Origin of the sequence: Pseudomonas sp. (assembly GCF_035277045.1) — a bacterium.
Classification (GTDB): domain Bacteria; phylum Pseudomonadota; class Gammaproteobacteria; order Pseudomonadales; family Pseudomonadaceae; genus Aquipseudomonas.
In genome coordinates, this window is record NZ_DATELE010000021.1 from 15,876 (window position 1) to 41,338 (window position 25,463).

Here is a 25,463-nt window from a genome sequence, read left to right on the forward strand (position 1 = left end):
GTCCTCGATTGGGTCAGCGGTTGGCCCGCCAGAAAAATGTTCAGATCAGAATCTTGCCATGGCGCACGAAGGTCGGCTTGACCACCCGCACCGGGTACCACTTGCCGCGGATTTCCACCTCGGCGCGGTCGCCGGTCGCCATCGGCACACGGGCCAAGGCAATGGACTTGCTCAGCGTAGGAGAGAAACTACCACTGGTGATCTCCCCTTCGCCAATCCCGGCAACACGCACCACCTGATGGGCACGCAGCACGCCCCGCTCTTCCAGCACCAGGCCGACCAGTTTTTCCTGCACGCCGTGCTCGATTTCCGCCAGCAGGCCGCCGCGGCCGATGAAGTCGCGGTCGGCAGGCTCCCAGGCCACGCTCCAGCCAAGGTTGGAGGTCAGGGGCGTGTGGGCTTCGTCGATGTCCTGGCCGTACAGGTTCATGCCGGCCTCAAGGCGCAAGGTGTCGCGGGCGCCCAGACCGCTGGGGGCGATGCCCGCGCCGACCAGGTCGTTGAAGAAGGCGGGGGCCTGCTCGGCCGGCATGATCATCTCCAGGCCGTCCTCGCCGGTGTAGCCGGTCCGGGCAATGAACCAGTCACCCTCGGCCACGCCTTCGAAGCTGCGCAGGGTGCGCACCACCGCGGCACGTGACGCGCTGAGCAGTTCGGCGACCTTGTCGCGGGCATGCGGGCCTTGCACGGCCAGGATGGCCAGTTCTGGCCGCTCCTTGATGCCGACGTCGAAACCGGCGCTGTAGCCGCGCAGCCAGCCGATCACCTTTTCGCGGGTGGCCGCGTTGACCACCAGGCGATAGCCCTCGGCGCAGCGGTAGACGATCATGTCGTCCACCACGCCGCCCAGTTCGTTGAGCATGGGGCTGTACAACGCCTTTCCAGGGCCCTCCAGCCGCGTGACATCGTTGGCCAGCAACCGCTGCAGCCAGGGCGTGGCGGCGCTGCCGTCGATGTCGATGACGGTCATGTGGGAGACATCGAAGACGCCGCAGTCGCTGCGCACCTGATGGTGCTCCTCGACTTGCGAGCCGTAGTGCAGAGGCATGTCCCAACCGCCAAAATCGACCATCTTGGCGCCCAGCGCCAAGTGCAGGTCATACAGAGGCGTACGCTGTCCCATGGGTTTCTCCTTCCGGGCGTGGCGAAGCGGCGGCGGTCGGCAGCGTCTACCGGCTACCAGGTCTCGTAGGACCCGCCGCAGCGAATGCCGCGCATTGTAGCCGCAAGGGCGCGGACTGGCATCCTCAGTGACTGTGACCGGGGCGCCGTGCCGAACGGCGTATCAGCCCGATGACCGGCAGCAGGCCGACAAGCACCAGGGTCAGGGCCGGCAGCGACGCTCGTGACCACTCGCCTTCGCTGGTCATTTCGAAGACGCGCACGGCCAGGGTATCCCAGCCGAAGGGGCGCATGAGCAGGGTGGCGGGCATTTCCTTGAGCACATCGACGAACACCAGCAGCGCGGCGCTCAAGGCGCCCGGCACCAGCAACGGCAGATACACCCTGAAAAACAATCGTGGCCCGCTGACGCCGAGGCTGCGAGAGGCCTCGGGCAAGGAAGGACGGATCCGCTCGAGGCTGCTCTCCAGGGGGCCGTACGCCACCGCAATGAAGCGCACCAGGTAGGCCAGCAGCAACGCTGCCAGGCTACCCAGCAGCAGTGGCCGTCCCGCGCCGCCCAGCCAGGTCGACAGCGGCACCACCAGCTGGTTGTCCAGGTAACTGAAGGCCAGCATGATCGACACCGCCAGCACCGAGCCCGGCAGCGCGTAGCCCAGGTTCGCAAGCCCCACGCCAGCGCGGATGCCCTGGGTCGGCGCCTGCCGGCGGGCGAAGGCCAGCAGCAACGCCACGCACACGGTGATCAACGCGGCCATGGCGCCCAGGTAGAGCGTGTGCAGGATCAAGCCGGCGTAGCGCTCGTCAAGGTCGAAACGGCCGCGTTTCCAGAACCACACCAGCAATTGCAGCATGGGGATGACGAAGGCGCAGGCAAACACCAGCAGGCACCAGCCGCTGGCTGCCACGGCCTTGATCCCGCGCAGGTGGTACAGCGCCCGGACGCGCGGGCGCTCGTGGCCCGTGCGCGACGCACCCCGGGCACGCCGTTCGCCGTAGAGCACCAGCATCACCACCAGCAACAGCAGGCTGGCCAGCTGCGCCGCGCTCGACAGGCTGAAGAAGCCGTACCAGGTCTTGTAGATGGCGGTGGTGAAGGTGTCGAAATTGAACACCGCCACCGCGCCGAAATCGGCCAGGGTTTCCATCAGTGCCAGGGCGATGCCGGCGCCAATGGCCGGGCGCGCCATGGGCAGCGCCACGCGCCAGAACGCCTGCAACGGCGACAGGCCAAGTACCCGCGCCGCTTCCATCAGGCCCTTGCCCTGCGCCATGAACGCGGTACGCGCCAGCAGATAGACGTAGGGATAGAACACCAGCACCAGCACCGTGATCACCCCGCCGGTGGAACGCACCCGCGGCAGCCGCATGGGCCCGAACACCTCGCGCAACGCGCTCTGAACCGGGCCTGCGAAGTCCAGCAGGCCGACAAAGACAAACGCCAGCACATAGGCCGGGATCGCGAACGGCAGCATCAGTGCCCAGTCGAGCCAGCGCCGCCCGGGAAACTCGCAGAGGCTGGTCAGCCAGGCCAGGCTCACGCCCAGCACGGTCACGCCGGCTCCGACGCCCAGCACCAGGGTCAGGGTGTTGCCGAGCAGGCGGCTCATCTGGGTGTCGAGCAGGTGCGACCAGATCTGCATGTCGATCGACTGCCACGAGAGCAGCAGGACACTCAGGGGCAGGAGCACCAGGGCGGCGATGAACAGAACCGGGGGGTACCAATGACGGTGTGACAAGACTGTCAGTTCCAGCCAGCGCGATCCATCAACCGGATCGCCTCGGCCTGGCGCTTGCCGGCCACTTCCACCGGAATGCTGTCGGCCTTGAACTCACCCCACGCCGCCACTTCGGCCGACGGCTTGACCTTGGGATTGGCGGGGAATTCCTGGTTGGTGTCGGCAAACAGCTTCTGCGCCTCTTCACTGGTCATCCACTCGACCAGCTTGATGGCCGCTTCAGGATGCGGCGCATGCCGAGTCAGGCCGATGCCCGACAGGTTGACGTGCACGCCACGATCGCCCTGGTTCGGCCAGAACAGCCTGATCGGCAGGCTCGGCTGCTCCTTGTGCAGGCGACCGTAGTAGTAGCTGTTGACGATGCCGACGTCGCACTGCCCTGCCTCGATGGCCTGCAGCACGGCGATGTCGTCGGAGAACACATCGGTGGACAGGTTGTTGACCCAGCCCTTGATGATCTCCTCGGTCTTCTGCTCACCATGGTTCTCGATCAGCGTGGCGGTCAGCGACTGGTTGTAGACCTTCTTGGCGGTGCGCAGGCACAGGCGGCCTTCCCATTGCGCATCGGCCAGCGCTTCGTAGGTGCTCAGTTCCTCGGGTTTGACCCGGTCACTGGCGTAGGCAATGGTGCGCGCGCGCAGGCTCAGGCCGGTCCATTGGTGGGCCGAGGAGCGGTACTGGGGAGGAATGTTCTGGTCGATGATGGTCGACTGGATCGGCTGCAGGATACCCATGTGCTCGGCCTGCCACAGGTTGCCGGCATCGACGGTCAGCAGCAGGTCGGCGGTGGCGTTCTGCCCTTCGGCCTTGATGCGCTGCATCAACGGCGCTTCCTTGTCGGTGATGAACTTGACCTTCACGCCAGTCTTGGCGGTATAGGCGTCGAACACCGGCTTGATCAGCTCGTCGATGCGCGAGGAGTACACCACGACTTCGTCCGCGGCCTGGGCGGCGGTGCCGGCCAGGGTCAGGGCCAGGGCGGCCAGTAGGTGCTTGCGTGACGACATGCTGCAGTCCTCGAAGGATTCGGAAGGGGCCAAATGGTAGTGAATCACATTTGCCATCTCAAACCGATCATGGACCGCAGGAGTTACCGGATGTTGCAGCGCCTCTCAGGCACGCGCCAGCTCAGGCAGGTCGCCGGACAGGCCGAGGGCTTGGCGCACGAACAGCGCCTTCGCCTCGCGTATCTGCTCGACCAGTTTCAGGCCACTGTTGCGCAGCCAGCGCAGGGGCAGCGGATCGGCCTGGAACACCCGTTCGAAGCTTTCCATGGCGGCCATCAGGGCCAGGTTGTGCGGCATGCGCCGGCGCTCGTAGCGGCTCAGCACACGCTCGTCGGCCAGCCGCTCGCCGCGGTCGCAGGCATGCTGCAGCTCTTCGGCGAGCACCGCGGCATCGAGAAAACCCAGGTTGACACCCTGGCCCGCCAGCGGGTGGATGGTATGCGCCGCATCACCGATCAAGGCCAGGCCTTCGGCCACATACCGCTTGGCATGGCGCTGGCGCAGCGGCACGCAGACGCGTGGGTCGGCTTGCAGCACGTGGCCCAGGCGCCCTTCGAAGGCACGCTCAAGCGCCTGGCAGAAGGCCTGGTCGTCCATTGCCATGGCCTTCTCGGCCTGCTCCGGAGTGGTCGACCAGACGATCGAGCACCAGTCCTGCCGGCCATCGCGCAGCAGCGGCAGGAAGGCCAGCGGCCCGTGGTCGGTGAAGCGCTGCCAGGCCGTGGCCTGGTGCGGCTGGCTGCAACGCACGCTGGTGACGATGGCGTGGTGCAAATAATCCCACTCACGTGTTTCGCACCCGGTCAGGCGGCGTACCGCCGATTGCGCGCCGTCGGCGGCAACCACCAGCGGGGCGCGAAGGCTGCGCCCGTCGGCCAGGGTCAGCAGCCACTCATCGCCCGAGCGGCGCATCTGCTCCAGGCGGGCGTTGGCCAGCAGGCCGACATCACTGTCGTGCAGGCGCTCGAGCAACGCGTCCTGGATCACCCGGTTCTCGACAATATGGCCCAGGACCTGGGCGTGCACGCTGGCCGCCGAGAAATGGATCTGGCCAGTGCCGCTGCCGTCCCAGACGCGCATGTCCGAATAGGGACTCAGGCGCCGCTGACTGATGCCCTGCCACGCGCCCAGGCGATCGAGAATGCGCTGGCTGGCGGCCGACAGGGCGCTGACCCGCGGCTCGAACGGCGCATGGGGATCATGGGGCTTGACGGTCATCGGGCCGCCGTCGAGCAGGAGAATTTCCAGGCCGCTGTGGTGCAGGGCCAGGGCCAGGGCGCTACCGACCATACCGGCACCGACAATCAACACATCTGCGCGCATTTCCATGCCTTAGGGCTGCCTCGTTCGCGGGTCGACCCGCACAGGGGGGAATTCTTCAACTCGCGGATCAGGGCGGGTGCCCAGGCCCATGGCCTGGCGAGCGAACCAGCGCTTGGCCGGCGGCAGCAGGTCGAGGCCCAGCAGGCCAAGGTTTCGCCCTGCCGCGAGCACGGGATGACCCGCGCCGAACAACCGCGTGACCTGATCGGAAAAACCGATGGTCAGGGCCTGGTCGAGGCGCTGACGCTGGCGGTAGGCCTGCAAGGTGGCCAGGTCGCCTGGCTGCTGCGGCCCGGCGAGCAAGGCATCGGCCAGCGACTGCACGTCCCGCAGCGACAGGTTGAAGCCCTGCCCTGCGATCGGATGCAGGCTGTGCGCGGCGTTGCCCAGCACTACCAGACTGGCCCGCACCTGCTCCTGGGACTCGGTCAGGGACAACGGATACACATGGCGCACGCCGACCTGGCGCAAGGCGCCCAGGCGGTAGCCGAACACGCCTTGCAGCTCTTTCAGGAAGCTGCGCTCGTCCAGTTCGACCAAGCGCCTGGCGTCCATTCCGCGTCGGGTCCAGACCAGCGCGCAGCGGTTTTCGGGCAACGGCAGCAAGGCCATGGGACCGTCTTCGGTGAAGCGTTCGAAGGCCTGCCCGCAATGGGCTTCGCCCGGGGTGATGTTGGCGATCACCGCGCTCTGGTCATAGGGACGCTCGCGCACGTGAATCCCCAGTTGCTCACGCAGGCCCGAGCGGCCGCCATCGGCGAGCACCGCCAGGTCGCATTCGACCAGGGTGTCGTCATCGAGCTGCAGACGATAGCCGCCGGCCACGGCCTGCATGGCCTTGACCTCGGCCGGGCAGCGCCAGCTGACCACTTCGGCGTCCAGGTGATGCCACAGGCATTGGCCGAGCCAGGCGTTCTCGACCACGTAGCCCAGGGCCGGCACGCCTTCCTCGAGGGCGCCCAGCCGGGTCGCGCCGAAGCGGCCGCGGTCGGACACCTGGATCTGGCTGATCGGCGCGGCGCGGCGGCTGATGGCCTGCCAGACACCCAGCTGTTCGTAGATCTGCCGGGTACCGTACGACAGCGCCGAGGAGCGTGCGTCATAGCTGGGCTGGAAGCTGTCGCCGGGCGCGAACGGCTCGATCAGCAGGATCTTCCAGCCGCGCGCCTTGGCGCCAGCCTGCAGGGCCAGCGCCAGGCTCGCGCCGACCAGGCCGCCGCCGATGATCGCCAGGTTGACGCGGCTCATGCCGCCTCACTGCGCGCAGCGGCCATCAGCGCCTCGATCTCGGGGAGGGTCCTTGGCACGCCCGTGGAGAGGATTTCACACCCTTGCCGGGTCACCACCACGTCGTCCTCGATGCGAATGCCGATACCACGCCACTTTTTCGCGACGTTCTGGTTATCGGCAGCGATGTAGATGCCGGGCTCGACGGTCAGGGTCATCCCTGGCTCGAGCTCACGCCACTGGCCATCGACCTTGTAGTCGCCCACGTCATGCACATCCATGCCCAGCCAGTGCCCGGCACGGTGCATGTAGAAGGCACGATGGGCTTCGCTGTCGATCAGCGCCTGCACATCGCCCTTGAGCAGCCCGAGCTCCACCAGGCCCTCGGTGATCACCTGCACGGTGGCCTCGTGGGCATGGTTCCAGTGCTTGCCCGGCGCGATCGCTGCGAACGCCGCCTCCTGGGCCTTGAGCACCAGCTCGTAGATGGCTTTCTGCTCGGGCGAGAAACGCCCGCTGACCGGGAAGGTGCGGGTAATGTCGCTGGCGTAGCAGTCGATTTCACAGCCCGCGTCGATCAGGACCAGGTCGCCGTCCTTGAGCAGGGCGTCGTTCTGCTGGTAATGCAGGATGCAGCCATTGCGCCCGGCGGCGACGATCGAGCCGTATGCCGGCATGCGCGCCCCGCCCTTGCGAAACTCGTAGTCGAGCTCGGCTTCCAGGCTGTACTCGCGCAACCCCGCGCGGCAGGCCTGCATGGCCCGCACGTGGGCACGCGACGAAATGGCCGCGGCCTCGCGCATCACCTTGATTTCCGCCGCCGACTTGTACAGGCGCATGTCATGCAGCAGATGATCCAGGGCGACGAATTCCTTCGGCGGCTGGGCACCGAGGCGCGCCTTGGAACGGATGACGTTGATCCAGTCCATCAGGTGGCGGTCGAACTCGGGGTTGCTGCCCATCGCCGAGTAGACCCGCTCGCGCCCTTCGATCAGGCCCGGCAGGATCTCGTCGATGTCGGTGATGGGAAAGGCATCGTCGGCGCCAAACTCGAGGACCGCGCCTTCCTGGCCGGCGCGCAGGCCATCCCATTGCTCACGCTCGGCATTGCGCTCGCGGCAGAACAGCACGTACTCGCCATGCTCGCGCCCGGGGATCAGGGCGATCACCGCTTCAGGCTCGGGGAACCCGCTCAGGTACTGGAAGTCGCTGTCCTGGCGGTAGACGTGCTCGACATCGCGGTTGCGGATGGCGACGGCGGCGGCCGGCAGGATGGCGATGCTGTTGGGGACCATCTGCTCCATCAGCGCCTTGCGCCGACGGGCGTATTCCGCCTTGGGTATGTGGCTCATGGGCAAAGGTCCCCTGTCTGTCAGTGCAGCGATGGCTTGGCCGCAGGCTCGACCGGCTTGGCAAGTTCGGTGAAGAGCAGAAAGGGCGCCACGCGCAGGTATTCCATGACTTCCATGTAGTCGCTCTCGCCGTCCTCGGACTCTTCGAGCGCGTCCTGGACCTGGGAGATGGCGACCAGGTCCTGCAGGACCTCCTTGGCTTCGGTGCTCAGCTCCAGGCCACCGGCGTTCTGCCCGAAGCCGGCCAGGAAGCCCTGGCACCACTGGCCCAGTGCGACGGCGCGTTCGGCCAGCGGGGTTTCATCGCCCGGCAGCAGCAGGACGATGGTGATGTCCTCGCCGGTGAGCTCGCCCTTGACCATGTCCTGCAGGCCGATCAGGGCGTTGCGAACGTTCTCCACGGGCTCGACCTCGAGCAGCTGGGCAGCATCGGCCAGCCACGCCTCGGCGTCGAACGCGGCACCGGTGCAGCAGCGCCCGAGCAGCAGGCCGTGGAGTTCGGCCGGGGAGACAGGATGGCCGTTGCTCGACAGCAGGGTGGCAAAGGCGGTGTACGGGGAATTGGTATTAGGCATGGGCAACTAGGCGCCAGGCGGCGCAATGACTAGAATGAAGACCTCGTATCCTAGCACCGGCAGGCGCGCCAAGACCATCGGCACTGGCCGTTGCAGGCAGAGACAGGGCATGATCGCCCGGCAATCACGTCAGACCGTATCGAGTGTCACTGAATCGAGTGCAATCCATGCCAGAGAATGACCTGCAAACGCTGATGAGCCGGTTCGAGCTGCTGATCGAGCGAGTCGAGCAACTTAAGCGGCAAAACGCACTCCTAGTACGTCAGGAAAGATCCTGGCGCGAGGAGCGCGCCCACCTCATCGAAAAGAACGAGATCGCCCGACGCAAGGTCGAGTCAATGATTTTGCGCCTCAAGGCCCTGGAGCAAGACTCATGAGTTCAAGCAATAGCGTCACCGTCCAGATTCTCGACAAGGAATACTCGATCATCTGCCCGCCCGAGGAGCGCAGCAACCTGGTCAGCGCCGCGCGCTACCTGGATGGCAAGATGCGCGAGATCCGCAGCAGCGGCAAGGTGATCGGTGCCGACCGCATTGCAGTGATGGCCGCGCTGAACATCACTCACGACCTGTTGCACAACCAGGACCGGCCCGACGTGCAGGCCAGCGGCACCACGCGCGAACAGGTGCGTGACCTGCTCGATCGGGTCGATCAGGCATTGGTCGACGAGACGGATTCAAAAATCGGTTGAGCATGCGTATACTGGCGCCACTCCCTGGAGTGCGCGCCAGTCGGTCATGTCCCTGAGCCGATACGCACAACCACGGGGGTTGCACGCTGGGGCCGGTGTGCATGTCCGCTCGACGGAAAGCCTTAACGCCCCCTGCAATCTCCACCTTGAACTTTCGGGTTCAAGGGCTACACCGACAGCGGTACGTCGGGGAGCCTGAATTCTGTTCTTGCCCGCCCTCCATGGCGGGCATTTGCTTTGCCGTGTACCGCGGCAAGCACACCTGGGACCGCCCGTGCCATGACCGACACCGCGCCGCTCACCCGCCCCCAGCTTCGCCGCCTGCTGCGCAACGCCCGCCGCGCCCTCACGCCGGCCGAGCAGCGCCAGGCCGCCCACGGCCTGTACCGCCAGCTGGCTCAGCATCCGCTGTTTCGCAAGGCGCGGCATATCGCCCTCTACCTGCCCAATGACAGTGAGATCGACCCGCGCTTCCTGCTGCGCGAGGCGCAACGGCGTGGCAAGCACACCTATCTGCCGGTGCTGCATGCCTGGCCTCGCACGCGCATGGCCTTTCAGCGCTTCGAACAGGGCGAGACCCTACGCCGCAACCGTTTTCGCATTCCGGAGCCTGTGATCAACCGCAAGCGCCAGCGCCCGGTGTGGTCGCTGGACCTGATCCTGCTGCCGCTGGTGGGGTTCGATGAAGTGGGCGGCCGGCTGGGCATGGGCGGCGGGTTCTACGATCGTAGCCTGGCCTATCAGGCGCGCCGCAAGGCCTGGAAAAAACCGCTGCTGGTAGGGCTGGCCCATGAGTGCCAGAAGGTCGAGCGGCTGGCACAGGCCAGTTGGGATGTGCCATTGCGGGGAACGGTCTCGGACCGTGGCTGGTACCTGGCGGCGGACTGAGCCGCGCCAATGAAGGCGATCAGCGTTTTTGCGGCACCGGCTGTACCTGAGTCTGGTAGGACTCGTCGACCTTGCGCTCGAGCAAGCTCTGCGCGTACCCGGTGGTGACCACGCCCAGACCGAAAATGAACACCAGGATCCAGAGCACGTCCGGTTTGCGATTCATCGATTGCCCTCCTCGGGCACACTGATTACGCCGACAGCCATCCCTTCGCTGGGATCGCGGCAACGTCTGACCTTGAAAATCGGCGCATTCTCCGACAACACGGGTCGACACGCAAACGATGACGTCAACCGACTGTCGGTTTCGTGCAACTAACTATTTCAACGTTTGTCAGGAGCAGCATCCATGGCCTATTGGCTGATGAAATCAGAGCCCGACGAGCTCTCCATCGAAGCCTTGGCGCGCTTGGGCCAGACGCGTTGGGACGGGGTGCGTAACTATCAGGCGCGCAACTTCCTGAGGACAATGAGCTTAGGTGACGAATTCTTCTTCTACCACTCCAGTTGTCCGGAACCCGGCATCGCCGGGATCGCCCGCATCACGGCGGCGGCCTACCCTGACCTCACGGCACTCGACCCAGAAAGTCATTACTTCGACGCCAAGGCCACCGCGGACAAGAACCCGTGGAGCGCGGTGGATGTGGAGCATGTGCGCACGTTCGGGCGGGTAGTTCAGCTCGGCTACCTGAAGCAGCAGGCAGCGCTGGCCGAATTGCCGCTGGTGCAGAAGGGCAGCCGGCTGTCGGTGATGCCGGTTACGGCAGAGCAGTGGGATGCGATCAGGGCATTGGTGAGTTAAACGGGTTCTTTACAGAGCCGTCGTGCAGCGACCCAGCCCACCTACGACTTAATTACTCACACATCTGCACCTTGCAAGGGCCACCCTGGTAGCTGCATAATTTCTTCCAACAACTAACCCTCATGACCGGCGTGGCTCGACCATCTGGTTAGAGGGGGAAAAAGCCGGCGCAAGCCGGTTTTTTCGTTTCCGGTGTCTGAAAATGCAAGGACTACCTGGCATGGAACCGCTACGGACCCGCGTCTATGGCTCGAGACACCCAATCAATTCCTGGGCTGCCGACGCCCTATCGACCTGGTGGAAACAGCCAACGGCGCGCAAGAAGTCATGGAATACATCCACAAGTGGCTAGCGAGTCAAGACCACTAGCCCTGCCATAACCTTCAATCACTGCACGATCAGGTTATTGAACAGCAGGTCCTCGACCATCGGCTTGCCTTCCTCGGTCTCCAGCACTTGCTGGACCTGCTTGAGTGCCTCCTGGCGCAGCTTTTCTTTGGCTTCGACGCTGCTCAGGTTCTCCAGGCCTTGCTGGGTGAACAAGGCGACCAGCTGGTTACGGATCAGCGGTTCGTGGTGTTTGACCGCCGCGGCGGCGGCATCGCCGGTCACGCGCAGGGCGACGTCGGCCTTGAACACGCGCAGCTTCGGGCCACCATCGAGGGCGTAGTTGCCGACGAAAGGCGGGCTCAGGGAAATATAGGAAACCTTGGGCTCCCCTTCCTTTGCTTCCTCGGCGGCCAGCGCCGTCACTGGCAGCATCAAGGCCAGTACCATCAAGATCCACGCTTTCACGAATTCGCTCCTCACTCAGTTGGCGCCAGCATACCTGACCTGTCTTCCCTTATCGGCCATTGCACGAAAAGGAATAGCCCGACGGTGCTGTTGCCCCGCCCGGTCAGACCTTGCGCAGGTCGTGACAGCGCCTGAACCGGGCTTCGAGGTTGCGATCGGGCATCTGATGGCTGCGCAGCGCCAGCAGCGTCTGCTCGACGTACTCGCGGGTGCTGCCGTAGCGGCCAGTGGCATTGGCGAGGATCTGGCTCAGCAGGGTATCCGGCAGATTGCCCGCGTAGCACGGCAGGTGCCGCTCCAGCACAAAACCCAAGGCCTGGATCCGGGAGCCATCGGCAAGCCGGCAGTTGAGCCAGTGCGGCCGGTAGGCGGGAAAGGGCATCTCGCGCTGCCAGAGCGCCAGCAAGGCCTTGTCCAGGTCAGCTTCGTCGAGCCGGTAGGCGAAGCCGCTGCACGAGCCTCCACGGTCCAGGCCGAACACCAGCCCAGGCTGCTCGGGCGTGCCGCGATGCTCGTGGGACCAAAGGTAGAGGCCACGATGATAGCCATGCACCCGCGCACGCTGGCGTTCGACCGACTCGCACTCGGGCCGCCAGATCAGCGAGCCATAGGCGAACAGCCAGACGGGCCCACCCTGGTGCTGTTCCATGGTCCGGCGCACTGAGCTGAGAAGTTGCTCACGGGTATGTTGCTGCCCAAAGTCGAGCGAAGGAGGATACGTAAACTTCCAGGACGAACTTTCATCTGCCAACATAGTTGCCGCCATCGTTTCCCGTGATTAAACGAAGGGAACCACTCTACCCTGATCGACTGCGCTGTTATTGACCGTATAGCAGAAACCGTCAAGCCGGCAACCGGCCACGCAGCCCGCGCCATCCGCCGGGCCCAGCAAATTCGGGAATCGTCCGAACTTTCAGTAAGGTCGTTATGAAAAGGTGTGATAACAACTTGCTTATTACCACCGCGGACAACGTCGGTTATTAACAGGCACGCCCTTGCAGCGTGCCTGGGTCATTCATTAACCGCGCGGCGCGTAGGCAAATACATCGGCACGCATCTGGTGCGCATCCATGCCGGCCTCGACCAGCGCGTCCAAGGTGGCATAGACCATGTTCGGCGAGCCGCTGGCATAGACATGCACGCTGTTGAGATCGGCGATGTCTTCGCAGACCGCCTCATGGAGCATCCCGCAACGCCCTTCCCATCCGCACAGGTCACTGACAACCCGGTGCAGGAACAGGTTCGGCAGTCGCTGCCATTCGGCCCAGTGCTCGATCTGGTAGAAATCCTCGGGCCGGCGCACGCCCCAGTACAGATGGACCGGGTACTTGAAGCCCTGAGCGCGGCAATGCTCGACCAGGCTGTGCATCTGGCCCATGCCGGTGCCCGCGGCAATCAGCACCAGCGGGCCGTCTGGCAGCTCGGCAAGGTGCGCGTCGCCAAACGGCAGCTCGACCCGCGCCATCCGGTTGCGCTGCAACTGGGCGATCAACTCGCGTGCGCTGGGCTCGCGGGCGAGCACGTGCAGCTCGATATCGCGTCCGGCATGGGGTGCCGAGGCGATGGAGAAGGCCGCCTTGTCGGCGCCCTCGCGCTCGATCATCAGGTACTGGCCGGCATGGTAGCGTGGCAGCTTGCCCGCCGGCGCACGCAGGCGCACGCGCCAGACATCACCGCCCACCTCGACGCATTCGCTGAGCGTGCATGCCAGCTTGCGCACCGGCAGCTCGCCCAGGGCCAGCACGCCGTCCCACAGCAGCACGCAGTCTTCCAGCGGCTCGGCGATGCAGGTGAACAGCTCACCGTGATCGCGTACCTCGCCGTCCTGGCGCACGCGGCCTTCGACCAGCAACGCCGCGCAGACATGACAATTACCATTGCGGCAACTCTGCGGGCATTCATAGCCCAGTCGCCGCGCCGCATCCAGAATCCGTTCTCCGGGCTCGACGGCGAGCACCGCCCCGGACGGCTGCAAGGTTACCTGCATCACTCTATTCCCAACTGATCCCACAACTCATCGATACGCCGGGTCACGGCATCGTCCTTGACGATGGCTCGCCCCCATTCGCGTGAGGTTTCGCCCGGCCATTTGTTGGTCGCATCCAGGCCCATCTTCGACCCCAGCCCCGACACCGGCGACGCGAAGTCGAGGTAGTCGATCGGGGTGTTGTCGATCATCACCGTATCACGCTTGGGGTCCATGCGCGTGGTGATGGCCCAGATCACATCATTCCAGTCACGGGCATTGATGTCATCGTCGGTGACGATAACAAACTTGGTGTACATGAACTGTCGCAGGAACGACCACACCCCCAGCATCACCCGCTTGGCGTGGCCCGGGTACTGCTTCTTGATGGTCACGACCGCCATGCGGTACGAGCAGCCTTCGGGCGGCAGGTAGAAATCGACGATCTCCGGGAACTGCTTCTGCAGGATGGGCACGAACACTTCGTTCAGCGCCACACCGAGAATCGCCGGCTCATCCGGCGGCCGGCCAGTGTAGGTGCTGTGATAGATCGGCTTTTGCCGGTGGGTGATGCGCTCGACGGTGAACACCGGGAAGCTGTCCACCTCGTTGTAATAGCCGGTGTGGTCGCCGTAAGGGCCTTCGGGGGCCATTTCGCCGGGGTGGATCACGCCTTCGAGGATGATCTCGGCGGTCGCCGGCACCTGCAGGTCGTTGCCCCGGCACTTGACCAGCTCGGTCCGGTTGCCACGCAGCAGGCCGGCGAAGGCATATTCGGAGAGCGAATCCGGCACCGGCGTCACAGCGCCCAGGATGGTCGCCGGGTCCGCGCCCAGGGCAACGGCCACCGGGAACGGTTGCCCCGGGTGCTTCTCGCACCACTCGCGGTAATCGAGCGCGCCGCCACGATGGCTGAGCCAGCGCATGATGACCTTGTTGCGGCCGATCACCTGCTGGCGATAGATGCCCAGGTTCTGCCGCTCCTTGTTGGGGCCGCGGGTCACGGTCAGGCCCCAGGTGATCAGAGGCGCGACGTCGCCCGGCCAGCAGTGCTGGACCGGGAGCAGGCCGAGGTCGACGTCTTCGCCTTCGATGACCACCTCGTGGCACGCCGCGTCCTTGACCACCTTGGGCGCCATCGAGATGACTTTCTTGAAGATCGGCAGCTTCGACCAGGCATCCTTGAGCCCCTTGGGCGGCTCGGGCTCCTTGAGGAACGCCAGCAGCTTGCCGATTTCACGCAGTTCGCTGACCGACTCGGCGCCCATGCCCATGGCCACGCGCTCGGGGGTGCCGAACAGGTTGCCCAGCACAGGAATATCAAACCCGGTGGGCTTTTCGAACAACAGGGCCGGGCCCTTGGCCCGCAAGGTGCGGTCGCAGACTTCGGTCATTTCCAGGACGGGAGAAATCGGAACCTGGATGCGCTTGAGTTCGCCGCGCTGTTCCAGGCCGCGGATAAAGTCGCGCAAATCGCGATACTGCATGCGTAAGCCTCGTGTTGGCCGTATCGGTCGGGCTGCAGAGTTTAGCGCCGAACCGCGGGAAATTGGCAAAGTCCAGACAGCAAAAAGCCGGGTCGCCCCGGCTCTTGCGTACACGCAGGTGTTACTTGCGCTTCATCGACAGGAAGAACTCGTCGTTGGTCTTGGTCTGCTTGAGCTTGTCGACCAGGAACTCGATGGCGGCGATCTCGTCCATCGGGTGCAGCAGCTTGCGCAGGATCCACATGCGCTGCAGTTCGTCATCGGCGGTCAGCAGCTCTTCGCGGCGAGTACCGGAGCGGTTGATGTTGATGGCCGGGAACACACGCTTTTCGGCGATGCGGCGGTCCAGCGGCAGCTCCATGTTGCCGGTGCCCTTGAACTCTTCGTAGATGACTTCGTCCATCTTCGAGCCGGTCTCGACCAGCGCGGTGGCGATGATGGTCAGCGAACCGCCTTCCTCGATGTTACGCGCGGCACCGAAGAAACGCTTCGGCTTCTCGAGGGCATGGGCGTCGACACCACCGGTGAGTACCTTGCCGGAGCTCGGGATCACGGTGTTGTAGGCACGGGCCAGACGGGTGATCGAGTCCAGCAGGATGACCACGTCCTTCTTGTGCTCGACCAGGCGCTTGGCCTTCTCGATGACCATCTCGGCCACTTGCACGTGACGGGTCGGCGGCTCGTCGAAGGTGGAGGCAACCACTTCGCCGCGCACGGTGCGCTGCATTTCGGTCACTTCTTCCGGGCGCTCGTCGATCAGCAGGACGATCAGGTGGCACTCGGGATTGTTACGGGTGATGTTGGCCGCGATGTTCTGCAGCATAATGGTCTTGCCCGCTTTTGGCGGGGCGACGATCAGGCCACGCTGGCCTTTGCCGATCGGGGCGCACAGGTCGATCACACGACCGGTGAGGTCTTCGGTGGAACCGTTGCCGGCTTCCATCTTCAGGCGCTTGTTCGGGAACAGCGGCGTCAGGTTTTCGAAGAGGATCTTGTTCTTCGCGTTTTCCGGACGGTCGAAGTTGATGGTATCGACCTTGAGCAGAGCGAAGTAACGCTCGCCTTCCTTTGGAGGGCGGATCTTGCCAACGATGGTGTCACCGGTGCGCAGGTTGAAGCGACGGATCTGGCTTGGGGAGACGTAGATATCGTCAGGGCCGGCCAGGTAGGAGGCATCCGCCGAGCGCAGGAAACCGAAACCGTCCTGGAGAATCTCCAGCACGCCGTCACCGGAGATCTCCTCGCCGCTTTTGGCATGCTTTTTCAACAGGGAGAAAATCACATCTTGCTTGCGCGAACGGGCCATATTTTCTATGCCCATCTGTTCGGCCATTTCGAGCAGATCGGTAATCGGCTTTTGCTTGAGTTCAGTTAGGTTCATATGGGAAGTGACGTAATCATGTAAGAAGGGAGAATTAAGCTTTTGGCTTAATGAAGCCGCGCCGCAGAGAAGGCGAAAGGATCGCGTGCTGATTCTAATTGGGGGTGCGTCGGCGACGGCGTGCAGGGGGCACTGGAGAAGCAGTGCGAGGCCGAATGTAACACCTGCTTTTTCTGGCGTCTAGTCACCAGATAAAGAAAAGCCCCGGCGAATGCGGGGCTTTTTTTGCTCAGATATTGGCGTCCAGGAAGGCCGCCAGCTGAGACTTGGACAGTGCGCCGACCTTGGTGGCCTCGACGTTGCCGTTCTTGAACAGCATCAGCGTCGGGATGCCACGCACGCCGTGCTTGGCCGGGGTTTCCTGGTTTTCGTCGATGTTCAGCTTGGCGACGGTCAGTTTACCCTGGTAGGTGCTGGCGATATCGTCCAGTACAGGCGCGATCATCTTGCATGGGCCGCACCATTCAGCCCAGTAGTCGACCAGCACCGGGCCTTCGGCCTTCAGTACGTCGGCTTCGAAGCTGGCGTCGGTGACGTGTTTGATAAGATCGCTGCTCATGGAAGTCTCCAGGTCGTAAGCATAAAAAACGTTGCCCATCATAGCGGCACCCGCGTCCTACAGGAAGTCAGGACCGATTGAGTGTAACTATAGTTGTGCATGACGTTCCAAATCGAGGCCTGTCACATGAATGTCACAAGCCTGACCGCCACTTGCCCAGAATCAAGCCTTGTGACGCTGCGCGTTGGCGTGCGCGATGGAACATGGCACGATTGCCAGGTAATCGACCGAGAACATCGAGATCATGCCGCATACCTCCGCGAAGAACCTGTCCCTGATCGCTGCCATCGACCTTGGCTCCAACAGCTTCCACATGGTGGTGGCCAAGGCCCACCACACCGAGATCCGCATCCTCGAGCGGCTGGGGGAAAAGGTTCAGCTGGCTGCCGGCATAAATGAAGAGCGCCAGCTCAGCGAAGACTCCATGCAGCGCGGCCTGGACTGCCTCAAGCGGTTTGCCCAGCTCATCAACGGCATGCCGCCGGGCTCGGTGCGCATCGTCGGCACCAACGCCCTGCGCGAGGCGCGCAACCGCGGCGAGTTCATCCGCCGCGCCGAGGCCGTGCTCGGCCATCCGGTGGAGGTGATCTCCGGTCGCGAAGAGGCCCGCCTGATCTACCTTGGTGTCTCCCACACCCTGGCGGACACCCCCGGCAAGCGCCTGGTGGCCGACATTGGCGGTGGCAGTACCGAGTTCATCATCGGCCAGCGCTTCGAGCCGCTGCTGCGCGAGAGCCTGCAGATGGGCTGCGTGAGCTTCACCCAGCGTTATTTCCGTGACGGCAAGATCACCCCGGCGCGCTACGCCCAGGCCTACACCGCCGCGCGTCTCGAGCTGATGAGCATCGAAAACGCCCTGCACCGCCTTGGTTGGGACGAGGCGATCGGCTCGTCCGGCACCATTCGCGCCATCGGCCAGGCGCTGAAGTCCGGCGGCATGGGCAATGGCGAGGTCAATGCCGAGGGCCTGGCCTGGCTCAAGCGCAAGCTGTTCAAGCTTGGCGAGACCGACAAGATCGACTTCGACGGGGTCAAGCCCGACCGCCGCGCCATCTTCCCCGCGGGCCTGGCGATCCTCGAGGCGATCTTCGACGCGCTGGAGCCTGCGCGCATGGATCACTGCGACGGCGCCCTGCGCGAAGGTGTGCTGTACGACCTGCTGGGCCGCCATCACCACGAGGATGTGCGCGAGCGCACGCTGTCGTCGCTGATGGAGCGCTACCACGTCGACCAGGGCCAGGCGGCCCGGGTCGAACGCAAGGCGCTGCACGCCTTCGACCAGGTGGCCAAGGACTGGGACCTCGAGGAGGGGATCTGGCGCGAGCTGCTGGGCTGGGCCGCCAAGGTGCATGAAGTGGGCCTGGACATCGCCCACTACCATTACCACAAGCACGGCGCCTACCTGATCGAGCATTCCGACCTGTCCGGTTTCTCCCGGGAAGACCAGCAGATGCTGGCGCTACTGGTGCGCGGTCACCGGCGCAACATCCCCAAGGACAAGTTCGCCGACTTCGGCGACGACGGGGTCAAGCTGATCCGCCTGTGCGTGCTGCTGCGCTTCGCCATCCTGTTCCACCACATCCGTGGCACCCAGGAAATGCCCGCGGTGGTGCTGCATGCCGCCGACGGCAGCCTGGACGTGGAATTCCCGGCGGGCTGGCTGGAACAGAACCAGCTGACCCAGGCCGACTTCGCCATCGAGGCGGAGTGGCTGGCCCGGGTCGGCTTCGTCCTCAGCGTACGCTGAGCACCGGGTTGCTCAGGCGCTCGAGCAGAGTGGCCTGGGCACTGCGGGGGTTCTGGTTGCCGGTCGGCGTGCTGCGCACATAGCGGCCATCGGACTGCAGGATCCACGAGTGGGTGTTGTCGGTCAGGTAGCTTTCCAGCTCCTTCTTGACCCGCAGCAGCAGCTTCTTGCCATCGACCGGGAAGCAGGTCTCGACGCGCTTGTCGAGGTTGCGCTCCATCCAGTCGGCGCTGGACAGGTAGATCTGCTCTTCACCGCCATTGAGGAAGTAGAACGCCCGGGTGTGCTCCAGGAAGCGGCCGATGATCGAGCGCACCTGGATATTGTGCGACACCCCGGCAATGCCCGGCCGCAGGCAGCACATGCCACGCACGATCAGGTCGATGCGCACGCCCGACTGGCTGGCCTTGTACAACGCGCGAATGATCTTGGCATCGGTCAGCGAGTTGAACTTGGCGATGATGTGCGCCGGCTTGCCGTCCAGGGCGAACTGGGTCTCCCGGGCGATCATGTCGAGCATCCCCTTCTTCAGGGTGAACGGCGCGTGCAGCAGCTTCTTCATGCGCAAGGTCTTGCCCATGCCGATCAACTGGCTGAACAGCTTGCCGACGTCCTCGCAGAGCGCATCGTCCGAGGTGAGCAGGCTGTAGTCGGTGTACAGGCGCGCGTTGCCGGCGTGGTAGTTGCCGGTGCCGACGTGCGCGTAACGGACAATCTCGCCGGCTTCGCGACGCAGGATCAGCATCATCTTGGCGTGGGTCTTGAAGCCCACCACGCCATAGATGACCACTGCGCCCGCGGCTTGCAGGCGGCTGGCCATCTGCAGGTTGGACTCTTCGTCGAAACGCGCGCGCAGCTCGATCACCGCGGTGACTTCCTTGCCGTTACGCGCGGCGTCCACCAGGGCGTCGACGATCTCCGAGTTGGCGCCGCTGCGGTAGAGGGTCTGGCGCACGGCAAGCACGTGCGGGTCCTTGGCGGCCTGGCGCAGCAGGTCGATCACCGGGGTGAAGGACTCGAAGGGGTGCATCAGCAGGATGTCCTGCTTGCTCACCACGCTGAAGATGTTGTCGGCGTTCTGCAGCAGCTTGGGGATATGCGGGGTGAACGGCGTGTACTGCAGCTCCGGGTGGCTGTCGAGCCCGGTGATGCTGAACAGACGGGTCAGGTTGACCGGACCGTTGACCTGATACAGCTCGCTCTCGCTCAGGTTGAACTGCTTGAGCAGGTAGTCCGACAGGTGTTTCGGGCAGGTGTCGGCCACCTCCAGGCGTACCGCGTCGCCGTAACGCCGCGAGAACAGCTCGCCGCGCAGGGCGCGGGCGAGGTCTTCGACGTCCTCGGAATCCAGCGCCAGGTCGGCGTTACGGGTCAGGCGGAACTGGTAGCAGCCTTTTACCTTCATGCCCTGGAACAGGTCGTCGGCGTGGGCGTGGATCATCGACGACAGGAACACGAAATTGTCGCCAGGGCCGCCCACTTCCTCCGGCACGCGGATGACCCGCGGCAGCAGGCGGGGTGCCGGGATGATCGCCAGGCCCGAGTCGCGGCCGAAGGCATCGACGCCTTCGAGCTCGACGATGAAGTTCAGGCTTTTGTTGACCAGCAGCGGGAACGGGTGCGTCGGGTCGAGGCCGATCGGGGTGATGATCGGCGCGATCTCGTCGCGGAAGTAGCGGCGCACCCAGGTCTTGAGCTTCTGCGTCCAGTGACGGCGACGGATGAAGCGGATCTGGTGCTTTTCAAGCTCTGGCAGCAGGACATCATTGAGGATCGCGTACTGGCGATCGACCTCGATGTGCACCAGGTCGCTGATCCGCGCCAGCGCCTGGTGCGGCTGCAGGCCGTCGGCGCCGGCCTGTTCACGGGCGAAGGTGATCTGTTTCTTCAGGCCCGCCACACGAATCTCGAAGAACTCGTCCAGGTTGCTGGAGAAGATCAGCAGGAATTTCAGGCGCTCGAGCAGTGGATAGCTTTCGTCGAGGGCCTGTTCGAGCACGCGGATGTTGAACTGCAGCTGCGACAGTTCGCGATGAATGTACAGGCTGTTGTCGTCCAGGCTCGGGATGGCGATCGCCGGCGCGGGCAACGGGGCAGGCGCGGGCGTCTCGACCAGCGGCTCGGCAACCGGCGGCAGGTCGGGAGGCGTCTGCACCAGCTGCTCGGTCACCGGCTGGGCGTCCTTGAGCTCGACAGGGGTTAGCACTTCGTTATTCATCTGGCGGTCCTGAAGGGCGTTACTGCCCTCTCATCAATTGAGCGGCACGAACGGCGAAATAGGTGAGGATGCCATCGGCCCCCGCGCGTTTGAACGCGGTGAGGGATTCGAGGATGACGGCCTCGCTGAGCCAGCCATTCTGGATGGCGGCCATGTGCATGGCGTATTCGCCGCTCACCTGGTAGACAAAGGTCGGGACCTTGAACTCGGTCTTCACCCGATGGACGATGTCCAGGTAAGGCATGCCCGGCTTGACCATGACCATGTCGGCGCCTTCGGCGAGGTCGGTGGCCACTTCGTGCAGGGCTTCGTCGCCGTTGGCCGGGTCCATCTGGTAGGAGGCCTTGTTGGCCTTGCCCAGGTTGAGCGCCGAGCCGACGGCATCGCGGAACGGGCCGTAGTAGGCGCTGGCGTACTTGGCCGAGTAGGCCATGATGCGCACGTTGACGTGCCCGGCCAGCTCCAGCGCTTCACGGATGGCCTGCAGGCGGCCGTCCATCATGTCCGAGGGTGCGATCACCTGAGCACCAGCGTCGGCGTGCGACAGGGCCTGGCGCACCAGTGCATCGACGGTGATGTCGTTCTGCACGTAACCCTCTTCATCGAGGATCCCGTCCTGGCCATGGGTGGTGAACGGGTCGAGGGCGACGTCGGTGATCACGCCAAGCTCGGGGAAGCGGTCGCGCAGGGCACGGGTGGCACGCTGGGCGATACCGTCCGGATTCCACGCTTCGGCGCCGTCGAGGGTCTTTTTCTCGACCGGGGTAACCGGGAACAGCGCCAGCGCAGGGATACCCAGCTCGACCCATTCTTGCGCGGCTTCGAGCAGCAGGTCGATGGACAGGCGCTCAACGCCCGGCATCGACGGCACTTCCTCGCGGCGGTTTTCGCCGTCCAGCACGAACACCGGGAGGATCAGGTCATCGACGGTCAGTACGTTCTCGCGAACCAGGCGACGGGAAAAATCGTCACGACGGTTGCGACGCAGGCGGGTGGCAGGAAACAAACGGTTAGCGGGGGTAAAGCTCACGGCAGACTCCTGAGCTCGCGCGGACAGGCGAGCGCGACAGTTATAAGCGGCCATTATGACGCCTGTGTGACAGGCAAGGGCAACCCTGCGACTTGTGGACGCAGCATTGTCCTCGTAGGAATTGTTCACGTCGAGACACATTTGGACACTTTCCCCGGCGCGCGCGAAGGGGTAGGCTGCGCGTTCATTTCGCCAGCACCCTCAACATGCTTCAACAATTCCTGCAAGATTTTGGCTACTTTGCCCTTTTTCTCGGCACGTTTTTTGAAGGCGAGACCATCCTTGTTCTCGCAGGCTTTCTTGCGTTCCGTGGATACATGGACATCAACTTTGTCGTGCTGGTGGCATTCTTCGGCAGCTACGCCGGGGATCAGCTCTGGTACTTCATGGGGCGTCGTCACGGCCGTGCCTTGCTGGCGCGCAAACCGCGCTGGCAGTTGATGGGGGACCGTGCCCTGGAGCACATCCGCCGTCACCCCGACATCTGGGTACTGAGCTTCCGCTTTGTCTATGGCCTGCGCACGGTCATGCCCGTGGCGATCGGTTTGTCCGGCTATCCCCCGCGGCGCTACCTGCTGCTCAACGGCATCGGCGCGGCGGTCTGGGCCCTGGCGCTGGGCGCCGCGGCCTATCACTTCGGCGCCATTCTCGAAGGGCTGCTGGGCAATGTGAAGAAATACGAGCTTTGGGTGCTTGGCGGTCTGTTGCTGCTGGGCGGCCTGCTGTGGCTGCGCCGACGCTTCAAGGCCGCCCGCGTGGCGCGCAAGGAAGCCGCGGACGCCCAGGCTGAAAAAGCCCGGGTGGATGCCGAGCCGCGCGACGCCCAGGAAGGGCAAGACCGCCCCTGATCGCCCCTTTGTTTGAACACGTCTCTATAGTTGCGCTCAAAGTACACAGAGCGCATCCGATGCCTCGACATGGGAGTTAGTGAGCATGACCAAGAAAAAAGTCGCGGTGATTCTTTCAGGCTGCGGCGTCTATGACGGCGCCGAAATCCACGAGAGCGTGATTACCCTGCTGCGCCTCGACCAGCGTGGTGCCCAGGTTCAGTGCTTCGCGCCGAACATTGCGCAGATGCATGTGATCGATCACCTGACCGGTGAAGAAATGCCCGAGTCGCGCAATGTGCTGGTCGAATCGGCGCGCATTGCCCGTGGCGACATCAAGGACCTGCGTGAAGCCGATGCGAAGGACTTCGATGCCCTGATCGTCCCGGGTGGGTTCGGCTCGGCCAAGAACCTTTCCAACTTCGCGGTCGAGGGCGCCAACTGCAGCGTGCATCCCGATGTCCTGGCGCTTGCCGAAGCCTTCGCCGAGGCGGGCAAGCCAGTCGGCCTGATCTGTATTTCGCCGGCCATTGCGGCCAAGATCTACGGGCCGGGCGTGGTCTGCACCATTGGCAGCGATGCCGATACCAGCGCCGCCGTGGTGAAGATGGGCGGTACCCATGAAGAGTGCGACGTGCATGACATCGTCGAGGATACCCAGCGCAAGCTGGTGAGCACGCCGGCGTATATGCTGGCACAGTCGATCAGTGAAGCGGCGGGCGGGATCTACAAACTGGTGGATCGCGTGCTGGAACTGACCCACGAGAACGACTGATTCCGGAAGGGCCCGCTGTACCGTGTTGGCCGCTTCGCTGGCAAGCCAGCTCCCACAGGTTCGGCGCCGTGCTCAAGGGCAGCGTTGTACCTGTGGGGTTTGCCATGCACCCTGGAATCGCCCACAGGTTCGGCGGCGACTCCGGGGCTGACGCTGTACCTGTGGGAGCTGGCTTGCCAGCGAAGAAGCCACCACAATATGGGGCGATGTCAGGAGTGGGCTTGTCGCGCCAACCGCGTCAGTATCCGGTCCAGGCTATTGGCAAACGCCTGCTTCTCCTTGTCCCCATAAGGCGCCTGCCCTCCTCCAACCTGCCCCTGCTCACGCAGCTCGGTAAACAGGTTTCGCACCGCAAGCCGATCCCCCATGTTGCGCTCATCGAACTCCCGCCCGCGCGGGTCGAGCGCCGCGACGCCCTTCTTGATCAGCCGGTCGGCCAACGGCACATCGCTGCAGATCACCAGCTCACCCGGCATCGCGTGCTCGACCAGATAATCATCCGCGGCATCAGGCCCTGCCGGAACCACAATCAGCTTCACGCAAGCAAATCCCGGCTTGATCTGCGCCTGACCGGCCACCAGCAGCACCTCGAGCTGACGCTTGAGCGCAAATTTGACCACCTGGTCCTTGGCCTGCTTGGGGCAGGCGTCGGCATCGATCCATACGCGCATGGCTTTTTTCTGCTTAAAGAGAATCGGGCCGCCATTATCACTGGCAGCCCGCCTGGCTTCAAACGACGCGCGACGCCCTGAAGGCGGCGAAACTCACATTTTGCTTCGCGCGTGCCTCAGCAGTACTTGCGCAGCCTCTGTCGACTCATGGGCCGAACCTAGCGCGGACCGTGTTTCATCGGACGGCGTTCGGCAATAGGCGCCGGTTGCCTCGTAGACTTTCTGGATCAACGCACTGGCCTGGGACAAGGCTTCGGTCGCGCTGAGGTCGCTTGGAAGGGCATTGCGGGAAAGCGGAAGATCAACAGGATTTTTCATGGCACTGCTCCCGATTCAGATGAACCCAGGACGTTAGGCGTGGGGTATTTCCCCGGCAATGCGAAAATTCCGAAGGAGTTGTAGGAATGTTCCCAAGCTGGCCAGCCTTTCCGGAATTCATCGAGCAGACAGCCTGACAGGAGTGAGCCTCGCTCACTCCTGTCGTAGCTTGCGCGGTGGTTCAGCGCTGCCTGGACCTCCCTCGTTCCATGTCGTTGATCAGCGCCTTGGCGAAGTCGCTCAGGATGCGCGCGGCGCTGCCCGCCTGGCGGTCGCCCTCCATTTCCGCCTCACGGGTGAGGTGCCTGATGCAGCCCAGTAGCACCGACAGCTCTTCGAAGGCGTGATCGAAGGGAATGTCGGGCCGGATCTGGAACAACTCCAGGAAGGTCTCGCCACCGGCCGTGGTGGCCCCGTTGGTTTCATCGCTCATTTCATCACTCCTTGACCTGTCAGGTTCAGAGCCGGTTCAGCGCATGCTCGATCAACGACCTGGCCGTTTCGGCCGAATGCGACGCGTTGGACAGCATGCCCAGGCCACCCTCGCCCGCTCGCGAGCGGCAGTGTTCGTCGATGGTCTGCGTGACACCGCGCAGCAGCTCGCTGGCCAGGGCCAGGGCGTCGGGCGGGATCAGGTCGCTGTGGATGGAGAAATAAGGGCTGGTGATGAGCTTGAAGGGTGGATCGGGGACGATTTTCTTCATTGCGGAGCTCCCGTATGCAAATTGAGAACTGCCTTCCTCCTCGTCTCACGGAATTGGGTGGCAGTCGTACGCGGGGTGAGACCCGGGTCATACGGGTAAACCCGGCCAGGCCGAAACCTGCCCGCGCACGACCGCCATAAAGGGGGCTACCGTATTGAACCGGGTGTCTCACGCCCGATCGCCCATATAGGCGACCCGACGACCTTAGTCCTGAGACATTTGCCGGACAACGGGACGTTTCCGAAGAGCGTGTAGGATA

At 64.0% G+C, this 25,463-nt stretch carries 27 protein-coding genes and 1 other RNA gene; 9 read left to right on the top strand and 19 right to left on the bottom strand.

Annotated elements, in window-relative coordinates; genetic code table 11:
• Window positions 1-40: 40 nt before the first annotated feature.
• The 7 genes from gcvT to VJS90_RS00875 form a co-directional block, all read right to left on the bottom strand.
• Window positions 41-1,123, bottom strand: coding sequence for a glycine cleavage system aminomethyltransferase GcvT (gene gcvT, locus VJS90_RS00845; RefSeq protein WP_324118163.1), 1,083 nt, complete (start codon window positions 1,121-1,123; stop codon window positions 41-43).
• Between the two features lie 124 nt (window positions 1,124-1,247).
• Window positions 1,248-2,765 (bottom strand): iron ABC transporter permease, encoded by a 1,518-nt coding sequence (locus VJS90_RS00850; RefSeq protein ID WP_324118200.1) that lies wholly within the window; start codon window positions 2,763-2,765, stop codon window positions 1,248-1,250.
• 101 nt (window positions 2,766-2,866) lie between these two features.
• Complete coding sequence (locus tag VJS90_RS00855; RefSeq protein ID WP_324118164.1) at window positions 2,867-3,868, bottom strand: extracellular solute-binding protein; 1,002 nt, start codon at window positions 3,866-3,868, stop codon at window positions 2,867-2,869.
• 105 nt (window positions 3,869-3,973) lie between these two features.
• Window positions 3,974-5,191 carry a 2-octaprenyl-3-methyl-6-methoxy-1,4-benzoquinol hydroxylase gene (locus tag VJS90_RS00860; protein ID WP_324118201.1) on the bottom strand — a complete coding sequence of 406 codons (1,218 nt, stop codon included), beginning with the start codon at window positions 5,189-5,191 and terminating at the stop codon, window positions 3,974-3,976.
• Window positions 5,192-5,200: 9 nt separating this feature from the next.
• Window positions 5,201-6,439, bottom strand: coding sequence for a 2-octaprenyl-6-methoxyphenyl hydroxylase (ubiH, locus tag VJS90_RS00865; protein WP_324118165.1), 1,239 nt, complete (start codon window positions 6,437-6,439; stop codon window positions 5,201-5,203).
• Complete coding sequence (pepP, locus tag VJS90_RS00870; RefSeq protein ID WP_324118166.1) at window positions 6,436-7,770, bottom strand: Xaa-Pro aminopeptidase; 1,335 nt, start codon at window positions 7,768-7,770, stop codon at window positions 6,436-6,438. Before pepP ends, ubiH begins: the two co-directional genes overlap by 4 nt.
• 20 nt (window positions 7,771-7,790) lie before the next feature.
• Entirely contained in the window at window positions 7,791-8,345 is a 555-nt protein-coding gene (locus VJS90_RS00875) for a YecA family protein (protein ID WP_324118167.1), read from the bottom strand.
• A 167-nt stretch (window positions 8,346-8,512) separates the two neighbouring features.
• Here VJS90_RS00875 and VJS90_RS00880 point away from each other — a divergent pair, with 167 nt between their 5' ends.
• The 4 genes from VJS90_RS00880 to VJS90_RS00895 all read left to right on the top strand — a co-directional run bounded on the left by VJS90_RS00880 (window position 8,513) and on the right by VJS90_RS00895 (window position 9,924).
• Window positions 8,513-8,722, top strand: coding sequence for a TIGR02449 family protein (locus VJS90_RS00880; RefSeq protein WP_324118168.1), 210 nt, complete (start codon window positions 8,513-8,515; stop codon window positions 8,720-8,722).
• Window positions 8,719-9,036 carry a cell division protein ZapA gene (locus tag VJS90_RS00885; protein ID WP_158461549.1) on the top strand — a complete coding sequence of 106 codons (318 nt, stop codon included), beginning with the start codon at window positions 8,719-8,721 and terminating at the stop codon, window positions 9,034-9,036. Before VJS90_RS00880 ends, VJS90_RS00885 begins: the two co-directional genes overlap by 4 nt.
• A gap of 18 nt (window positions 9,037-9,054) precedes the next feature.
• Window positions 9,055-9,233, top strand: a non-coding RNA gene (gene ssrS, locus VJS90_RS00890) — 6S RNA.
• An 82-nt stretch (window positions 9,234-9,315) separates the two neighbouring features.
• Window positions 9,316-9,924, top strand: a complete 609-nt coding sequence (locus tag VJS90_RS00895) for a 5-formyltetrahydrofolate cyclo-ligase (protein WP_324118169.1) — start codon at window positions 9,316-9,318, stop codon at window positions 9,922-9,924.
• A 19-nt stretch (window positions 9,925-9,943) separates the two neighbouring features.
• Here VJS90_RS00895 and VJS90_RS00900 read toward each other — a convergent pair whose 3' ends face one another.
• Window positions 9,944-10,090, bottom strand: coding sequence for a hypothetical protein (locus VJS90_RS00900; RefSeq protein WP_324118170.1), 147 nt, complete (start codon window positions 10,088-10,090; stop codon window positions 9,944-9,946).
• Window positions 10,091-10,273: 183 nt separating this feature from the next.
• Between VJS90_RS00900 and VJS90_RS00905 the strand changes: the two genes are divergently transcribed.
• Together VJS90_RS00905 and VJS90_RS00910 are read left to right on the top strand one after the other, a co-directional pair.
• Window positions 10,274-10,726 carry an EVE domain-containing protein gene (locus VJS90_RS00905; protein ID WP_324118171.1) on the top strand — a complete coding sequence of 151 codons (453 nt, stop codon included), beginning with the start codon at window positions 10,274-10,276 and terminating at the stop codon, window positions 10,724-10,726.
• Window positions 10,727-10,918: 192 nt separating this feature from the next.
• Complete coding sequence (locus VJS90_RS00910; RefSeq protein ID WP_324118172.1) at window positions 10,919-11,095, top strand: MbcA/ParS/Xre antitoxin family protein; 177 nt, start codon at window positions 10,919-10,921, stop codon at window positions 11,093-11,095.
• Window positions 11,096-11,113: 18 nt separating this feature from the next.
• Here the strand turns inward: VJS90_RS00910 and VJS90_RS00915 are convergent, their stop codons facing one another.
• The 6 genes from VJS90_RS00915 to trxA all read right to left on the bottom strand — a co-directional run bounded on the left by VJS90_RS00915 (window position 11,114) and on the right by trxA (window position 16,914).
• Window positions 11,114-11,521: a flagellar basal body-associated protein FliL gene (locus VJS90_RS00915; RefSeq protein ID WP_324118173.1), complete on the bottom strand. Its 408-nt coding sequence runs from the start codon at window positions 11,519-11,521 to the stop codon at window positions 11,114-11,116.
• 103 nt (window positions 11,522-11,624) lie between these two features.
• Window positions 11,625-12,275 carry a gamma-glutamylcyclotransferase gene (locus VJS90_RS00920; RefSeq protein ID WP_324118174.1) on the bottom strand — a complete coding sequence of 217 codons (651 nt, stop codon included), beginning with the start codon at window positions 12,273-12,275 and terminating at the stop codon, window positions 11,625-11,627.
• Window positions 12,276-12,539: 264 nt separating this feature from the next.
• Window positions 12,540-13,508, bottom strand: coding sequence for a CDP-6-deoxy-delta-3,4-glucoseen reductase (locus VJS90_RS00925; protein WP_324118175.1), 969 nt, complete (start codon window positions 13,506-13,508; stop codon window positions 12,540-12,542).
• Window positions 13,508-14,974 (bottom strand): 4-hydroxy-3-polyprenylbenzoate decarboxylase, encoded by a 1,467-nt coding sequence (ubiD, locus tag VJS90_RS00930; protein ID WP_324118176.1) that lies wholly within the window; start codon window positions 14,972-14,974, stop codon window positions 13,508-13,510. The genes VJS90_RS00925 and ubiD overlap by 1 nt, the downstream gene beginning before the upstream one ends.
• Window positions 14,975-15,095: 121 nt before the next feature.
• Window positions 15,096-16,355 carry a transcription termination factor Rho gene (gene rho / locus VJS90_RS00935; RefSeq protein ID WP_023532437.1) on the bottom strand — a complete coding sequence of 420 codons (1,260 nt, stop codon included), beginning with the start codon at window positions 16,353-16,355 and terminating at the stop codon, window positions 15,096-15,098.
• A 229-nt stretch (window positions 16,356-16,584) separates the two neighbouring features.
• Window positions 16,585-16,914: a thioredoxin TrxA gene (gene trxA / locus VJS90_RS00940; RefSeq protein ID WP_324118177.1), complete on the bottom strand. Its 330-nt coding sequence runs from the start codon at window positions 16,912-16,914 to the stop codon at window positions 16,585-16,587.
• 244 nt (window positions 16,915-17,158) lie between these two features.
• Here trxA and ppx point away from each other — a divergent pair, with 244 nt between their 5' ends.
• Window positions 17,159-18,661: an exopolyphosphatase gene (gene ppx / locus VJS90_RS00945; protein WP_324118178.1), complete on the top strand. Its 1,503-nt coding sequence runs from the start codon at window positions 17,159-17,161 to the stop codon at window positions 18,659-18,661.
• Here the strand turns inward: ppx and ppk1 are convergent.
• Window positions 18,648-20,879 carry a polyphosphate kinase 1 gene (ppk1, locus tag VJS90_RS00950; RefSeq protein ID WP_324118179.1) on the bottom strand — a complete coding sequence of 744 codons (2,232 nt, stop codon included), beginning with the start codon at window positions 20,877-20,879 and terminating at the stop codon, window positions 18,648-18,650. The genes ppx and ppk1 overlap by 14 nt on opposite strands.
• 19 nt (window positions 20,880-20,898) lie before the next feature.
• The gene (gene hemB / locus VJS90_RS00955) at window positions 20,899-21,909 is read right to left on the bottom strand and encodes a porphobilinogen synthase (RefSeq protein ID WP_324118180.1); all 1,011 of its coding nucleotides are present in this window, start codon (window positions 21,907-21,909) and stop codon (window positions 20,899-20,901) included.
• A gap of 206 nt (window positions 21,910-22,115) precedes the next feature.
• Here hemB and VJS90_RS00960 point away from each other — a divergent pair, with 206 nt between their 5' ends.
• Both VJS90_RS00960 and elbB read left to right on the top strand, forming a co-directional pair.
• Window positions 22,116-22,757, top strand: a complete 642-nt coding sequence (locus VJS90_RS00960) for a DedA family protein (RefSeq protein ID WP_324118181.1) — start codon at window positions 22,116-22,118, stop codon at window positions 22,755-22,757.
• A gap of 85 nt (window positions 22,758-22,842) precedes the next feature.
• Window positions 22,843-23,511 carry an isoprenoid biosynthesis glyoxalase ElbB gene (elbB, locus tag VJS90_RS00965; RefSeq protein ID WP_324118182.1) on the top strand — a complete coding sequence of 223 codons (669 nt, stop codon included), beginning with the start codon at window positions 22,843-22,845 and terminating at the stop codon, window positions 23,509-23,511.
• Between the two features lie 209 nt (window positions 23,512-23,720).
• On the opposite strand, the gene VJS90_RS00970 is transcribed toward elbB, so the two are convergent.
• From VJS90_RS00970 to VJS90_RS00980, 3 genes are all read right to left on the bottom strand, one after another.
• On the bottom strand, window positions 23,721-24,182 hold the full coding sequence (locus tag VJS90_RS00970) for a YaiI/YqxD family protein (protein ID WP_324118183.1): 462 nt from the start codon (window positions 24,180-24,182) through the stop codon (window positions 23,721-23,723).
• A 499-nt stretch (window positions 24,183-24,681) separates the two neighbouring features.
• Complete coding sequence (locus tag VJS90_RS00975; RefSeq protein ID WP_324118184.1) at window positions 24,682-24,933, bottom strand: DUF3077 domain-containing protein; 252 nt, start codon at window positions 24,931-24,933, stop codon at window positions 24,682-24,684.
• Between the two features lie 25 nt (window positions 24,934-24,958).
• Complete coding sequence (locus tag VJS90_RS00980; protein ID WP_324118185.1) at window positions 24,959-25,204, bottom strand: hypothetical protein; 246 nt, start codon at window positions 25,202-25,204, stop codon at window positions 24,959-24,961.
• Between the last annotated feature and the right edge of the window lie 259 nt (window positions 25,205-25,463).

Bases quoted from the DNA above. Each gene is read 5' to 3' on its own strand.
- VJS90_RS00900 (WP_324118170.1), bottom strand. From the start codon at position 10,090: ATGAATCGCAAACCGGACGTGCTCTGGATCCTGGTGTTCATTTTCGGT.
- VJS90_RS00970 (WP_324118183.1), bottom strand. From the start codon at position 24,182: ATGCGCGTATGGATCGATGCCGACGCCTGCCCCAAGCAGGCCAAGGAC.
- VJS90_RS00975 (WP_324118184.1), bottom strand. From the start codon at position 24,933: ATGAGCGATGAAACCAACGGGGCCACCACGGCCGGTGGCGAGACCTTC.
- VJS90_RS00855 (WP_324118164.1), bottom strand. From the start codon at position 3,868: ATGTCGTCACGCAAGCACCTACTGGCCGCCCTGGCCCTGACCCTGGCC.
- VJS90_RS00875 (WP_324118167.1), bottom strand. From the start codon at position 8,345: ATGCCTAATACCAATTCCCCGTACACCGCCTTTGCCACCCTGCTGTCG.
- ppk1 (WP_324118179.1), bottom strand. From the start codon at position 20,879: ATGAATAACGAAGTGCTAACCCCTGTCGAGCTCAAGGACGCCCAGCCG.
- VJS90_RS00860 (WP_324118201.1), bottom strand. From the start codon at position 5,191: ATGCGCGCAGATGTGTTGATTGTCGGTGCCGGTATGGTCGGTAGCGCC.
- rho (WP_023532437.1), bottom strand. From the start codon at position 16,355: ATGAACCTAACTGAACTCAAGCAAAAGCCGATTACCGATCTGCTCGAA.
- VJS90_RS00980 (WP_324118185.1), bottom strand. From the start codon at position 25,204: ATGAAGAAAATCGTCCCCGATCCACCCTTCAAGCTCATCACCAGCCCT.
- elbB (WP_324118182.1), top strand. From the start codon at position 22,843: ATGACCAAGAAAAAAGTCGCGGTGATTCTTTCAGGCTGCGGCGTCTAT.
- VJS90_RS00905 (WP_324118171.1), top strand. From the start codon at position 10,274: ATGGCCTATTGGCTGATGAAATCAGAGCCCGACGAGCTCTCCATCGAA.
- VJS90_RS00925 (WP_324118175.1), bottom strand. From the start codon at position 13,508: ATGCAGGTAACCTTGCAGCCGTCCGGGGCGGTGCTCGCCGTCGAGCCC.
- VJS90_RS00960 (WP_324118181.1), top strand. From the start codon at position 22,116: ATGCTTCAACAATTCCTGCAAGATTTTGGCTACTTTGCCCTTTTTCTC.
- VJS90_RS00920 (WP_324118174.1), bottom strand. From the start codon at position 12,275: ATGTTGGCAGATGAAAGTTCGTCCTGGAAGTTTACGTATCCTCCTTCG.
- pepP (WP_324118166.1), bottom strand. From the start codon at position 7,770: ATGAGCCACATACCCAAGGCGGAATACGCCCGTCGGCGCAAGGCGCTG.
- gcvT (WP_324118163.1), bottom strand. From the start codon at position 1,123: ATGGGACAGCGTACGCCTCTGTATGACCTGCACTTGGCGCTGGGCGCC.
- ubiH (WP_324118165.1), bottom strand. From the start codon at position 6,439: ATGAGCCGCGTCAACCTGGCGATCATCGGCGGCGGCCTGGTCGGCGCG.
- VJS90_RS00895 (WP_324118169.1), top strand. From the start codon at position 9,316: ATGACCGACACCGCGCCGCTCACCCGCCCCCAGCTTCGCCGCCTGCTG.
- ubiD (WP_324118176.1), bottom strand. From the start codon at position 14,974: ATGCAGTATCGCGATTTGCGCGACTTTATCCGCGGCCTGGAACAGCGC.
- VJS90_RS00880 (WP_324118168.1), top strand. From the start codon at position 8,513: ATGCCAGAGAATGACCTGCAAACGCTGATGAGCCGGTTCGAGCTGCTG.
- ppx (WP_324118178.1), top strand. From the start codon at position 17,159: ATGCCGCATACCTCCGCGAAGAACCTGTCCCTGATCGCTGCCATCGAC.
- trxA (WP_324118177.1), bottom strand. From the start codon at position 16,914: ATGAGCAGCGATCTTATCAAACACGTCACCGACGCCAGCTTCGAAGCC.
- VJS90_RS00850 (WP_324118200.1), bottom strand. From the start codon at position 2,765: ATGCAGATCTGGTCGCACCTGCTCGACACCCAGATGAGCCGCCTGCTC.
- VJS90_RS00885 (WP_158461549.1), top strand. From the start codon at position 8,719: ATGAGTTCAAGCAATAGCGTCACCGTCCAGATTCTCGACAAGGAATAC.